We start from the raw sequence: 14,222 nt of genomic DNA on the forward strand, positions 1-14,222 counted from the left end.
CCCGCCGTGTGATTGCCCGCCGTGTGATTGAGCGCCACGGTGCGGCTGTCGGCCACGATACGATCGATAAACAGCAACTTGTCGGGTTCCGTGGTGATGGAGGCATAGCGGTGGTTCAGCTCCTGGCGTTCCGCCTTCGGCAATTCCGCTATCTTCTCGTCGAACAGATTCGACTTGTGGGTGGCGATGACGCCCAGTCGCCAGCCGGTCGCGCCAAAGTATTTCGAGAAGGAGTACACCAGGATGGTGTTCTTTGGGCACATGGCAAACAGCGACACGAAGTTGTCGGCAAAGGTGCCATACACGTCGTCGGTCAGCCGCTCCTGATCCGGCCGCTCCTTGACGATGGAAGCGAGATACTCAAGACCCTCGTCGCTCATTCGGACGGAAGGCGGATTGCTCGGGTTCACCAGGAAAAAAGCCTTTACGTCCGGATCGCGCAGCTTGTCCAGTTCCTTCTTGGGGTATTGCCAGCCAGCCGCCGGATCGGCGTCGATCGTGAGCTCGGTCAGGTCATATTCCTTCAGCTCCGGAATTTCGATATATGGCGTGAATATGGGCATGCCCAATGCAATCTTGTCACCCGCCTTAAGTAGCCGGTTGGCCCGCATCGAATTGAACAGATATGTCATGGCGGCAGTACCGCCCTCGACCGCGTACAAGTCGAAATCGCCCAGGAAGGGATGCGCGCCGATCATTTCCTTGCGCAGGTATTGCTTGACGATTTTTTCGCTGATCCTGAGCATCCGGTCCGGCACCGGATAGTTGCAGGCCAGGATGCCTTCGCACATTTCATAGAGGAAGTCGCCCCCATCCAGGCCGAGCTGGTCTCGCACGAACGAGACGGCGCCGGTCAGGAACTTCACTCCCGGCGTGTCGCGGTGATATCGCGCGAAGAGATCGAAGCGCTCCTCGATACCAGCCCTGCGCGGAAAACCCCCGACACCTTCCGAAAGGTAAGAGAAGGACCGTTCGGATTCGGTCATGGCAAACAGGCCAAGCTGCCAGAAGCCATGGCGCGGAACGGTTGCAAGGAAATTGGGGTTGCCGCGTCCGGCGTTGAGCATCAACCGGTTCGAGACGCTTCCAGCCAGCTTGATCAATTCGTCCTTGAGTTCAAAAGGCGAGAGATTCGCTAACTTCGACGGATCTGGCTTGCTCATGGCGCATTCCTCCAAAAATGGTACGTGGCAAAAAAGACTTGCGAATCGATGCAAACGCGGGATCAGCGGCCCATCCGGCGGTCGTAGCTGCGCGAGACGCGGTCGAGTAGTCCGGGATCGCGCGCATCGCTGGCGTTGAACTGCACCCGCACGCTGCCGTCGGGCTGTTGCCGCACGCTGGCGCTCACACTGGTGCCATCGCGCAGGCCCGCGACCGTCCCGCTTGCCTGGTCCTGCACGTTGATCGCCACACCCTGTTCACGCAAGGCGTCCGCCGCCGCGAAGAACGAGCGGTCGTAGTTCGCGGGCGCGGTGGTGGCCGGATAGCCATAGTAGGTACAACCCGAGACGGACAGGATGGCGCCGATCGTCAGGGTCGCGAGCAGGTTCTTCATGGTGCGCTCACGCGAGAATCATGATCATCACCATGCCCCATATCGTCAGGAACGTATTGCCTACGGCGTAGGTGACGGTGTAGCCAAGACCCGGAACCTGGCTCTGTGCCGCTTCGCAGATCATGCCCAGTGCAGCCGTGGTGGTCCGCGCGCCAGCGCACGCGCCGAGCAGGATGGCGGGATGAAAGCGGAACACGAACTTGGCGAGCAGCATGCCAATGATCAGCGGCACCGCCGTTGCAAAGATGCCCCAAAGGAAAAGACTGATCCCAAGCTTTTGCAGGCCGGCGACAAAGCCGGGGCCGGCGGAGATTCCCACCACGGCGATGAAGACATTGAGCCCGACGGAGTTCATGAACCAGACGGTCGGCTCCGGGATGCGGCCAAAGGTCGGATGTATGGCTCTGTACCACCCGAAGATAATGCCGGCGATCAGCGCGCCACCCGCCGTGGATAGGGTGATCGGAACCCCCGCTATCTTCAGGACGACCGCGCCGATCAGCGCGCCAACCGTGATCGCGAGTGACATGAATGCCACGTCCGTGACCGACGTGGGCCGATCGATATAGCCAAGTTGCTTCGCGGTCGCGTTGATATCCTGTGTGCGACCGACCACCGTGATCACGTCGCCCCGATAGAGCTTCGTCTTGGGCAGCACCGGGATCACGGTTTCGGTCGGCCCGCGCTTGATCTTCTTGAGGAACACGCCGCGCGCGCCCGGCCAGCGGGCCAGGTCCTGCAAAGGACGACCATCGACTTCCTTGTTGGTGACGTAGATATCGACGCCCTCGGTGCGGACATCGAGCAGTTCCGCGTCTTCGACCTCCCGTCCGCTTGGGCCGAGGCGCTCGATCAGCTGATTGCGCTTTCCGCCGATCGCGACAACGTCGCCGGCCTCGAGCCTGGTACTGAGGTCCACCTCCATGATCTTGCCGCCGCGGCGAATGCGTTCGACAAAGGCTCGCACGCCCTCCTGGGTTCCCGCCTCGAGCTCGCCCACCGACCTGCCGATATAAGGGCTGTTTGGCGCCAGGGCATAGGCGCGCAATTCGAATTCATGCCATTCCGTGCCGGCTTCACCCGGCGCTCCGGCGCCCAGTTCTCTTTCGTAGTCCTTGCACGCGGCTACCAGATCAATGCCCAGAAGCTTCGGGCCGATCTGCGCCAGGATGATCGCCGAGCCGACAGTGCCGAAGATATAGGTAACGGCGTATGCGATCGGCATGCTGTCGAGTAGTTGTTTTGCCTCGTCGGGTGGCAAGCCAAGGCGATTGATCGCGTCGGTGGCGAGGCCCATCGATGCGGAGATCGTTTGCGATCCGGCAAAAAGCCCCGCGGCGGAGCCCAGGTCGTATCCGGCCATCAGCGCCGCGCCGACGGCGGAGGCCAGGCACAACAGACACATGACCAAGGCGAAGATGGCTTGTGGCACCCCATCCTTGGCGATGCCGCGTACGAACTGCGGACCTACGCCATAGCCGACGGCGAACAGAAACATCAGGAAGAAGACGGACTTCACGTTGGGGGAAATCTTCACGCCGAGGATGCCAATGACAATCGACACAAGCAGCGTCGAGGTGACGGCGCCCAGGCTGAAGCCCTTGAAGCTTTTCCCGCCAATCCAGTATCCGATCCCCAGCGCAAGGAAAATGGCGATTTCCGGATAGGCTCTGAGCGTTGTCACGAACCAGGACATGGCGTTTCTCCCGCTTTTTTTTCGATAGGTTAAGTCACACGTTTCCGCTTCAGTCCATCCAGTGCTTCCTGCGGATCACGGATAGGATGCAAGCGCGCGTCGGGTCAGCGTGCCTTGTTCAGGGCGTCCAGGGCTTCCGGCTTAAGCAGCTCGAGGCCGCGCGCCGCGTTGAATCCGTGGATCTCCTTCACATCCAGCTTGCGCATGAAGGCAATGGTTTCCGGCGTAATCACCTGCCCGGGGACCATGATGGGGAAGCCGGGAGGGTAGGGGATCACGAACTTGGCGGACACCAGCTCGGGGCCATTCTTCAGTCGCTCGTCGATGCGGGGGTCGTTCAGGCGGATGCACTCGCAAGCCTGCGGGTCATAGGCCAGGTAGTAGGCGGCACGCATGTCACCTTCCGACGTTGCGCTCTCGCTGTTCTCGCGCAGCGCGTTGTGGAAGCGGCTGAAGTTCGGCAGTTCCGGCACGTCCTCCACCAATCCCTTCACGCGAGCCTGGAAACTGGCGCGCGCGGCTTCGTCGCCCTCGTCCAGTTCGCGATCCAGCGCGCGGGAAATATCGGCAAGCGCCTTGATCAGGTGCGCCATGTCGCTGCGGGTATTGTTGATATTGATCTGCACCAGCACGCTGTTGCGCGAGGTCTTGTTGATCTGGATGTCGTAGCTTTCGGCCAGGAGCCCCTTGAAACGGGTGCCGTCGTACCCCGCGTTGCCGCAAAGCAGCGTGATACGGGTCGGATCGAGGAAGAACTCGTCGGTGCGCAAGGCTTGTGTGGCATCCGCGATGGTGCTGCCTGGCATGCCGTAATCGGCAAATCCGGTGACGCGATACTCCGCCGGAATCATTTCCGCCGGCGTGGCGGCGTGGAAGTACTTCGAGATCAACGGATGATTGTTGATCTCCTTGCGGATCTCGATGGCCAGTTGTATGGCGCGCTGCACCAGCTCGTAGCCTTCTAGTTCCATCTGCCGTCTGGCCAGGTCGATGGACGCAATGATCTGCAGGTTCGGGGAGGTCGAGGTGTGCGTGAAGAACGCTTCCTTGAACTGCGGCTCGACTGTGTGGAATTGCTGGTCGGCCACGACAATGATCGAACCCTGGCGCAGGGCCGACATCGACTTGTGGATTGACTCCGTCTGGTAGACCCGTATCCTGACCTGGTCCGGGTCAGGCAGCAATGGGATGTCGAGCAGCCGCGGATCGGTGTCGCCGATGCCATCGATCGATTGTCTGAACGCCTCGTACTTGTCGCGATAGGCCGCGTCATGCATCAGTTCGCGCAACCTGGCGGCGCCGCCCATCGCGGTGCGCATGCGCAGCAATGGCGAGAAGCGCGCAAAGCCGAACCATGCCTCGTCCCACAGGAAGACCAGGTCGGGCTTGATGGCAAGGCATTCCAGCATGGTCCGTTCCACGTTGGCGATATGGCCGTCGAACGTGCAGTTGGTAAGCACCAGCATCTTGGCCCGGTGGAGCTTGCCTTCGGCCTTGAGCGCCAGCAGGGCCTGCTTGATGGGGCGGATCGCAAGGCTGCCGTACATCGAGTATTGCGTGAGCGGGTATGCATCGATGTAGAGCGGCTGCGCGCCAGCCAGCACAATGCCGTAGTGGTGCGACTTGTGGCAGTCGCGGTCGATCAGGACGATGTCGCCCGGGGTGAGCAGCGCCTGGTGAACGATCTTGTTGGCGGTCGAGGTGCCATTCGTGACAAAGAAGGAGCGGTCGCCGCCGAAGGCGCGCGCGGCCTTGTCCTGGGCCAGCTTGATATTGCCGGTCGGCTCCAGCAGGCTGTCCAGCCCGCCGGTGGTGGCGCATGATTCCGCGAGAAAGAGGTTGGCGCCATAGAATTCACCCATGTCGCGGATCCAGTTCGACTTGAAAATCGACTTTCCGCGCGCGATCGGCAAGGCGTGAAAGGTTCCAACCGGACGCGCCGCGTAGTCCTTCAGGTTGTCGAAGTACGGCGTTTCGTAGCGATCCTTGATGCCATCGAGAATGGCCAGATGGATTTCCATCGTTTCTTCCGCGCCGTAGAAGATCCGGCGCAGTGGCGCGGCCTCCTCGGAGCCGGCGAGGTGACCGACGTCGCGGTCGGTGGACAGGAACATGTCGAGCTCAGGGCGCAGGCCGCGGAGCAGGCGCGCAAGCGCCGTACCCGAGTCCTCCATGGCCGCTCCGGTCCCCGTCGGGGTATTGCGCACGATGATGTCTCGCAACACCGGCGACGTGTATTGCGAGGTAAAGCCAAAGCCATCGACGATCACCACCGACTGCAGGTTGCAATTGAAGATTGCCGCAAGCAGCGCATCTTCGAAACTGCCAACCACGACCGTTTCATAAATGAAATGATCGTCATTGCGCCGCAGCCTGCGAAATGTCTCCCGCAAGTCGGGCCAGGTCGAGCGCTCGCCGGCGGCCACCAGCAACACCTCGAAATACGGCTTGCGGCTCTGTCCGTGGCCGATCGATGGTGGCAGGATATCCGGGAGGTGCGACTCGCCTTCGTCCTCGGCGATCCAGGCCTCTCTGTCATCCCGGTAGCTATTGGAAAGCAGGGCGCCGCTGATACGTTGCACAAGGCGTTCGAGGCCGACCCAATCGCCTTTGTCGAGGCGCTCTTTCACCTGTGCGGTCAGGTTCGGTCCAGGGTATGCGTTCAGTTCCTCGATGGGACGTATTTCTTCCAGCACCGCACTGGCTTGCTGGCGCAATTCGTCGGTGTCTTGCGCCCGCCGGGCGGCCAGGGTCCGGGCGATGCGGTTCAGGATGCGCCAGCGGTCGATACGCGCTTCCCAGGCCGAGAAGAACTGATTGAGCTCGAACCCGGGTGCCATTGCTTCAGTCGCAGCCATGTCGTGTCTCCGTCGCGAAAATGGACTTCCTCGAAGCAGGTGGCGGCATCCGGCAACACGTCATGGCTGCCGGGACGGGGTGTGGCCGCCACGGCAAACGCTGCCAGGATGAACGCCCGGGAACGCCGGTCCTGCCGTGCCGCTACTTGGCGGCGGCCGGCTCCACGGACACCGCCAGGGCCTCCGTATAGACCGCCTGGACCCGGTCTCCCTTCTTGATATTCTTGAGCCGTTCCGGATCGTCAACCATCAGGTCGACGGTGCGTCCCTTTGGCCCCTTCAGGGTGACGGTCTTGGCCGCGGTGTTCACCGCAACCACATCGGCCGTGGCCGTCACTTCCCGGCCAATCGTGCCACCGGGCTTTGCGCCCGGCGCGGAGCGGTCAGAAATCTCGCGCTCGTGCAGGGAGAGCGGACCGCTGCCCTTCTTCAGGCTCAGGCTCAAGGCCTCGCGGTATTCGACGGACACGACATCGCCAACCTTCAGCTGGTCAAAGTTCCTGGCTTCCTCGCCTACCACCAGGTCCACGACCTTGCCGTCGCTCCTCTTTAGTGAAACCGTTCGCGTCGGCGCGTCGATCTTGGTGATCTTGGCGGTCGTCTTGGCCGTAGCCGTGGCACTCGTCTGCCCGGGGGCCTGCGTGACATCCATTTTCGTTTCGGGCTGTGCCCGGACCGATGCGGTAGCTGCCATCAGCATGGCCATGGCCAATAGTGTCTTTCCTTTCATGCTGTTCTCCCTTCCGTGTTTTTGCGAATCGCCCCACGATCCCGGCGGGCGGTGTGCTAATTGAAGCGCTCCTGCAGCACCGGCGCGCCGGCCTTGCTGCCTTTCCAGAAACCGGTCTTGTCGGATGCAGGAAACCCGTAGCTGGCCAGGAAGGCGCCTGTTTCCTTATCGTCGGCATCGGCGCCGATACTTGCAGGCATCGGGATGGATATCACGGGGTCACCTCTTTCCAGCCCGGGCCCGGGTCATAGGACCTTGTCGCCAGCGCCTTGTCCTGGCCGTTCGGGCCAAGGTCGCTTTCGAAGACCCGCCCGTCATGGCTGACCATGAAGCTCTTGATCCCTGTATCCCCGTAGCGAACCGGCCACGCGATCACCGCGAATCCGCCGAAGAGCTTGCCATTGACGACATAGTCATACTTGCCGCCCGGGGCATGGCTGCCCTGCGAGGTAAGCAGCTTGTAGTGATAGCCGTAGTAGCCGCCCTGGGCCTTGCTGCGCATGCCTGCCTCGAGGAACGCAGGTCCCAGCGGGCTTTGCGGTTCACCGGGCTTGGTTGGCCAATACAGGCCATCGCGCTTGCCGGGCGTGCTGACGAGCTTCATGGCATACACCGATATGCCCTGTGCCTGCTGGCTCATCTGCGCGTACTCGTTCTGCGCATCGCAAACGGCGAGCAAGGTCTGCATCACCGCCAGCTCGTTACGGCCGATGCGGCGCACACGCATTTCCTCGGCGCCGGCGCGGATATCGAAATGCCATCCCTTGGCGTTCTTCACCAGTGGTATGGGCAAGGTCCAGCCATCGTTGCCGGCCGTAATCCGGGCGCGGTCTTTCCCTTCCGGGCGAATGGCATGCGACTGGCTCCAGGCCTCAAGGAAGCGGTAGCGAATGTCTGCGCCGACCGGCGGGATCAGGTCGTGATAGTTGGCGCCAAACAGGGACTTCATCGCATCATCGTCGCTGGTGGCCACTGCGTCGCCAAGGGCGTTCATCGCAGCCTCGGGAGAGCTGAAATCCTTCTGCGCATGGGCCGGGGCCATACCCCAGGCAAGCAGCGCCAGCACCATGGCGATGGCACTGCCCCAGGCGCAAGACCGGGAGCGGGGAAGTCRTTGTGTCGAGTCCATGATCGCTTCCCCCAGGTTAGCGCCTACCGCCGCCACGGCCACCACCTCCGAATCCGCCACCACCACGGCCACCACCACCACCACCACCACCACCACTGAATCCACCGCCGCCACCGCCACCGCCACTGAATCCGCCACCGCCACCTCTGGCCGCGCCGCCTTGGTGTTGTCCGGCAGCCTGCGTGCTGGAGCGGCCCCGGTCGAAGTCACGCTGGGCCGAGGCGCCACCCCCGCCTACGCCCTGGAAGGCGTTATCGCGACCGCCGCCCGCGCCGCCTCCGATTCCGCCACCGCCCCCGGCACGATCCGACACGCCGGCACGATTGCCGGCACCACCGCGATCGCCGGCACCGCCACGGTCGCCGGCACCACCGCGGTCGCCGACACCGCCACGATCGCCGGCACCACCGCGGTCGCCGGCACCGCCACGGTCACCGGCACCACCGCGGTCGCCGACACCACCACGGTCACCGGCACCACCGCGGTCGCCACGCCCCTGGCGGTCGGCCACGGACGCCCGGTCAGACGCGCCCCGACCGCCATCCCGGCCACGATAATCGTCGCGCCTGTCGGCACCGGCCCCGCTCCTGCCGCCGAACTTCTCGCGCGAAGCGTTATCCCGGTATGCCACGCCTTTCCGATGCGCGGCGTCGTGCTGCCATTTTCCGCCGCCCTGCACCTTGGTGCGGTCGAAGTTGCGGTCGATATTGGCGGCCTTGTTGACGTTGATGTTCACGTCGCCGCCACCCCAGTTGCAGTTGCCGAAGATGGCCCCGGCGGCGGCCAGGCCGACGCCCCATGCAAAGCCGGTGGCCAGTGCGGCACCCGGATAGTAGGCAGGATAGGGTGGCCAGTAGTACGGCGGATAGGCGGGGGCGCTCCAGGCGCCGTAGACAACGGTCGGATTGTAGGAAGGCACGTAAATGACCTGCGGGTCCGCCGGCTCGATCCGCACGACCGTCTGGCTGGCGGGCTGTCCCTGCGCCGGCGCCGCCGCAGCCGGCGCCGCGGCCGGCTCCACGATCACCTTCTGCTGCTCGTTCGACTTGAGGTTGCCCGATTGCTGCGCCCGCGCCCGCAGACGCTGCACCGCCGCCAGCACGTCTTTCTCCTGGGCGAGGAAAGCGTCGCCCAGCTTTTGCGTCCAGTCGAGCTTGTCGTTCATCGGCTCGAGAGCCTGCGGAAAGGCAACCAGCGACTTCACGCTGACATCCCATGACTGGTTCTCTACCGCCTTGAGCGCGGCGTCGCCTTTTACTTTCGGGTTGGCCTTGACCCAGCGTGCGGCCTGCACGATCTCGAGCGGATACGTCGATGCCATCAGGACCTGGGACAGCACGGAATCGGGGTAGAGCGCGATGGGCGCGACCAGTGCCTCGAGTTCTTCCGGCTTGAAGGCGGCCGGCTGGTCCGATGCGGCTTGCGCATGAGCGTTGAAGGAAATCATCGTCAGAGCGGCGAACAGCCATGCGCCGGCATGACGGAACAAACACCTCAGCCAAAGGTTCATCCCCAATCCTCCCAGGGCCCGGTTTAGCCGGACACCCTATCGGACTTCGTGCCCCAGCTCCGCGCTCGCTCAGGGACACGGCAATGTCCGGCAAGCGCACCGGCGAACGTTCCCGCCCGGATCTGGAGAGCCGTATTCTTGGGTCCGGTGGCTATGTAGCCTGGGCTGCTCCGGAACCAGGGCGAGACAAGCTCCGGCTTCCCTCGAAGCCCGCGCCACAAGTCAGAGGGAAACCGGACGGACATTTGTGTTCTGTAGGTCCTTTGTGCCCACTCTAGGCGCAACCGTCACGCACGCCACCATGAAATTTTTCAGAAGTCGAAATAAGAAGAATCCATCCAGAATGATTGTGCTCGATCAAGCCCATGACGGCGTCTTGTCGCGGTAGCGCAGCAAGAGACAGGGCCCGCCCGCACAGCTTGTCGTCACCGGGCCGGCAAGCTGGCTTCGGCCTTGGCTGGGGCGGATTCAACGGGCAAGGCCGGAACCTGAAGACTCGCCGGGCCCCTCGACGGATATTCAGCGATGCATCAAGGCCCCCGGCAGCCGATAATGGGCCATGAACCACTGCGGGCGGAGCCGCGGTATCCGAGGTATTCGAGGGCACAGGGGGAGTCATGAAGACGAGGCTGGCGCTTTGTTTCGTGGTGATAGCCGTTCTCTTGTCAGCGGGGGCGGCCGCCGCCGACTTCGGTAGCAAGGCCGGTCCCGAGCCCGCCAATATCGATCAGATTGCCGACCTCCTTCGCGAGGATCCCTATGACCTGGAATTGCTGATCAGTTTCGGCACCTCCAAGGGCGGATCGGCCGGCCATTTCGCGCTGGCGATCCGGGACGACGCGCGTGGCGACGATCTGGTCTACTCGGCCAACTTCTATGCCGACCGTACGCGCAAGCACGAAAGTGGCTACTACACCACGGACCTGATGGTTGCCATCCCGAAGAAGGAATACCTGTTCAAGACTGTCTCCTCGGTCGGGGAGACGGCCTCGTTTGGCCTCGACTTCGGCGAGATCTACAAACGCTCGGTTATCGGCGTGCGCGTGCACGGCGTACCGGCCAGCGACAAGGAGGCCCTGGCGGCTTACTTCGGACGCATCAATGACGACTATCACCAGCGGGCCAGGGATACCGAGTATCACAGCGGCGAGGTCAAGTACGACTACTTGCGCCTCAACTGCGCCAAGACCATCGGCGCCGCATTCAAGTTTGGCGCTGGCTACAAGGACCTGGAAGTGACCAGCGCCAGGTTTCTGTCCGGACGGCGGGTGGTGGCGGCCGCCAGGGCCAACGTCCCTACCGAGATGGCGATGAAGCTGATCAAGGAGTGGGGCAAGCGCCAGTACGGCATGGAGGTGGTGCTGTACAAGAAGTACGGCGGCTCGACCTATGTGGATCCGCACGAGGAGGAGAAGGTGGCCTTCAAAGACCTGCCCAATCGCTTCCCCTCGGTCTTGTCCCTGGACTTCCGCAGGGAGGAGGGCGCCTACCAGGACTTCGACAACCTCTTCGCCATGTATCTCCTCTACAATCTGGGCAAATACAGCGTGCGGGTGAGCGAACAGACGATGCTGCTCGAGATCGAAAAGGAGAAGCGCCCGATGGCTTATCCCGAGGCAGTCGAGCTTGCCACCCAGAGCGCCAGGTCGGACAGCGAGAATTTCCGTCGCCATATCCGGTTCCAGCCGCGCGGTACAAAGATCGGGGAGACTCCGGACAACACGCATCTCTACAATTTCACTGACGATGGCGGCGGGAAAACGCCCACGGATTGAAGTCGGGCGGACTTGCTGGCGCACCACATGGAGCGCCCGTTTCGCGTCGTCGAGCGCCAGCTCGGTCATCCCGAGCTGCGCCACCGTGGATCGGTGAAGAACACACGGCGCCGGCATCCCGGCCCAAGGAACTGAAGCGGGGCAACCTAGCGATCGGCGGCAACCCTTCCTATACTCCACCAGCCGGCCACATCGTGGCTTTTTATTTCAGGCGGCATCCCGCCTTTGACACAGGCCTTCCAGCAGAATCGGCGCTTCCATGGCGGCGTGGTTTTGTAGATGTGTCTTATGCACCCCAATGTCGTGGCCCCGCAGGCTCGCCAGGACGTATTCCTGTCACAAGGCAGCCATTTCTTTGCGACGAGTCAATGTGTCGGCGGGTGGAGCGAAGAAGATAGAGACACAAGCAGCAAGTGGTTGGCGTTTTCGCTTTGCCGCACGTCCGATGGCGCGAGCCGCTCATGCGAGCCCTGCAGCGTCGCAGGAACAGGCGCTCTGCCGGCGGCGGGTTTTAGCTTGGACGAACGAGATGCACTGCGCCGGTTGCCCGGAGAGTACTGGGACCCGGATGCCCGAAGGACTCGCTGTCGAGGTCAATACCATGGATGCCGGAAAGCAACTTGAGCATGCCCATGAGATCGGAATCAAGACCGGTCTGGTGCTCCAGAAACGCATCAAGAACGCGCAAGCGGCCTTGGGTCGTCGGGTAAGGTCCGCCTATGGCGATGGCGATGGCGATGGCAGTGGGGATGGCGCGGTGGCCGCCGCCAGGCTGATGGCCGGCGCCGATCCCTTGAGTTGTTACGCATACGGGGGGGATGCGGCGCAGCGCGCCATTCTCTTCTGGGACACGCTGCGCCAGCGCGGCAATCAGTTTGTCGAGAACGCGGTGCAGGGCCTGAAGCCGGTGCTGCACTTCGACTACGAATTCGTCCTCGACGGCCGCCAGTTCGCGCGGCCGGTGAACTATGCGCTGCTGCACATCACGCCTCCCGAGGGCGTGCAGGTCGGCGAGGACCGCCGCCCCTACCTGATCATCGACCCCCGCGCCGGTCATGGTCCCGGCATCGGGGGCTYCAAGGACGATTCGCAGGTGGGCGTCGCATTGCGTGCGGGTCATCCGGTCTACTTCGTTATTTTCTTCCGCGATCCCGAACCGGGCCAGACCTTGCTCGACGTCTGCGAAGCGGAGCAGGTGTTCGTGAGGAAGGTCCGTGCGTTGCATCCGGACAGCCCCAAGCCGGCCATCATCGGCAATTGCCAGGGTGGCTGGGCGGCCATGATGCTGGCCGCGTCCGACCCGGACGACACCGGCCCCATCGTGATCAACGGTGCGCCGATGTCGTACTGGAGCGGAGCCTGGAGCGAGGACGAGGGAGATAACCCGATGCGCTATGCAGGGGGGCTGCTGGGCGGGACCTGGCTGTCCTCTTTCACCGCGGATCTCGGCAACGGCAAGTTCGATGGCGCCCATCTGGTGCAGAACTTCGAGAACCTGAATCCCGCCAACAGCCTGTGGGACAAATACTTCAACCTCTACAACAAGGCTGACACGGAACCGCCGCGCTTCCTGGAGTTCGAGCGCTGGTGGGGTGGCTACTACCTGATGAACCGCGAGGAGATCGAGTGGATCACCCGCAATCTGTTTGTCGGTAACAAGCTGTGGTCCGGCGATGTGAAGGGCGCGGGCGGCAAGGGTTTCGACCTGCGTGCCATCAAATCCCCCATCGTGCTGTTCGCCTCGATGGGGGACAACATCACCCCGCCGCAGCAGGCATTCAACTGGGTCGTGGATTTGTATGARAGCACCGAGCAGATCAAGGCGCTAGGCCAGGTCATCGTCGGCATGGTTCACCAGAATATCGGTCACCTGGGCATCTTCGTTTCCGGGAAGGTTGCGCAAAAGGAGCACGCGCAGATCGTTTCGGTACTCAAGAGCATCGAGTTGCTGCCGCCCGGGCTGTATGGCATGGTCATTACCGAGCGCGCGCAAAAAGGAGAAAACGGCGAGGTCGAATATGACGTCGAGTTCCGCGAGCATCGCCTCGAAGACGTCGCTGCGCGTCTCAATCGCTTCCAGCGTGCCGACGAGAAGCCGTTCGAGGCGGTGGCTGCGCTGTCCGATTTCAACCAGCGCGCCTATGAACTGTTCGCGCAACCGTTCGTGCAGGCAATGTCCAGCGATATGTCCGCACGGCTATTGCGGGAGTTTCACCCGCTGCGCGTGCAGAACTGGGCGCTGTCGGATATGAATCCCTGGCTTGCCTGGCTGGGCCCCGCCGCCGACGCCGTCAGGGCAAACCGGCAGGCCATGGAGCCCGACCATCCGCTGCGCCAGCGCGAGCAGGCCGGGGCCGAGGTCGTCAGTGCGGCGCTCGATGGCTACAGGGCCATGCGCGACGCCATGACGGAGGCGTCCTTCTTCGGCATCTACGCCAATATGTTCTCGCTGTATTTTGGCGACAAGGGGTCTGCCCGGACCGCGCCGGCCGCGGCTGTCGATCCGGCGGCATTGCCGGAGGTCACGGCGGCCCTGGCCGCGGTGGCCAGCGGCGGCTATGTGGAGGCGCTCAGCCGGGTGGGTTTGCTGCTGATGCGCCACGGGGAGCCGCTGCYGCTCTCGCGCCTGGAGATGCGCAAGGAGATGGTCGCCGACTATGCGGAATACCTGCCCGAACTGGCGCCCCACGAATGGCGCAAGATTCGCGGCCAGCAGGAGATCACCGTGCGGTATGCACCGGAGCAGGCCCTGGAGACGCTGCCGGTCCTGCTCCAGGATCCCGCCGACCGCGAACGGCTGCTGGCGCTGCTCGACAAGCTGTCGGCAGACGCGCGCGTGCTTGGCAGCAAGCCCACGGCCGAGCAGGTGGCGATGCTCGCGCGCATCCGGACAACCCTGGCAGGCAAGCCAGAGCGCGCGCGCCGCGCGGCCACCCTTGCGCGTGCCTGAGGGCGCCGGGATACAG

10 protein-coding genes are annotated in these 14,222 nt (G+C 63.1%); 2 read left to right on the top strand and 8 right to left on the bottom strand.

The features are described from left to right. The 8 genes from AC1DO7_RS19655 to AC1DO7_RS19690 form a co-directional block, all read right to left on the bottom strand. Positions 1-1,163: bifunctional aspartate transaminase/aspartate 4-decarboxylase (locus tag AC1DO7_RS19655; protein WP_477116469.1), on the bottom strand; the 1,163-nt coding region annotated here is incomplete at its 3' end. Positions 1,164-1,225: 62 nt separating this feature from the next. Further along, positions 1,226-1,558 carry a hypothetical protein gene (locus AC1DO7_RS19660; protein ID WP_441614406.1) on the bottom strand — a complete coding sequence of 111 codons (333 nt, stop codon included), beginning with the start codon at positions 1,556-1,558 and terminating at the stop codon, positions 1,226-1,228. Positions 1,559-1,565: 7 nt separating this feature from the next. Beyond that, a complete protein-coding gene (aspT, locus tag AC1DO7_RS19665) occupies positions 1,566-3,254 on the bottom strand; it encodes an aspartate-alanine antiporter (protein WP_441614404.1) in 1,689 nt (562 codons plus the stop codon). A gap of 104 nt (positions 3,255-3,358) precedes the next feature. After that, a complete protein-coding gene (locus AC1DO7_RS19670) occupies positions 3,359-6,112 on the bottom strand; it encodes a decarboxylase (RefSeq protein WP_441614403.1) in 2,754 nt (917 codons plus the stop codon). A 142-nt stretch (positions 6,113-6,254) separates the two neighbouring features. Beyond that, entirely contained in the window at positions 6,255-6,842 is a 588-nt protein-coding gene (locus tag AC1DO7_RS19675; protein WP_441614401.1) for a hypothetical protein, read from the bottom strand. Between the two features lie 56 nt (positions 6,843-6,898). Further along, entirely contained in the window at positions 6,899-7,057 is a 159-nt protein-coding gene (locus AC1DO7_RS19680; RefSeq protein WP_441643529.1) for a hypothetical protein, read from the bottom strand. Further along, positions 7,054-7,971: a DUF2950 domain-containing protein gene (locus AC1DO7_RS19685; RefSeq protein ID WP_477116476.1), complete on the bottom strand. Its 918-nt coding sequence runs from the start codon at positions 7,969-7,971 to the stop codon at positions 7,054-7,056. The genes AC1DO7_RS19680 and AC1DO7_RS19685 overlap by 4 nt, the downstream gene beginning before the upstream one ends. 16 nt (positions 7,972-7,987) lie before the next feature. Beyond that, entirely contained in the window at positions 7,988-9,481 is a 1,494-nt protein-coding gene (locus tag AC1DO7_RS19690; RefSeq protein ID WP_441614397.1) for a DUF3300 domain-containing protein, read from the bottom strand. 617 nt (positions 9,482-10,098) lie between these two features. Here AC1DO7_RS19690 and AC1DO7_RS19695 point away from each other — a divergent pair. Together AC1DO7_RS19695 and AC1DO7_RS19700 are read left to right on the top strand one after the other, a co-directional pair. Then, on the top strand, positions 10,099-11,256 hold the full coding sequence (locus AC1DO7_RS19695; RefSeq protein ID WP_441614395.1) for a hypothetical protein: 1,158 nt from the start codon (positions 10,099-10,101) through the stop codon (positions 11,254-11,256). 601 nt (positions 11,257-11,857) lie between these two features. Continuing rightward, on the top strand, positions 11,858-14,206 hold the full coding sequence (locus AC1DO7_RS19700) for a DUF3141 domain-containing protein (protein WP_477116477.1): 2,349 nt from the start codon (positions 11,858-11,860) through the stop codon (positions 14,204-14,206). Positions 14,207-14,222: the final 16 nt, after the last annotated feature.

The sequence above is a fragment of the Cupriavidus sp. 05N40 genome (genome assembly GCF_056397305.1).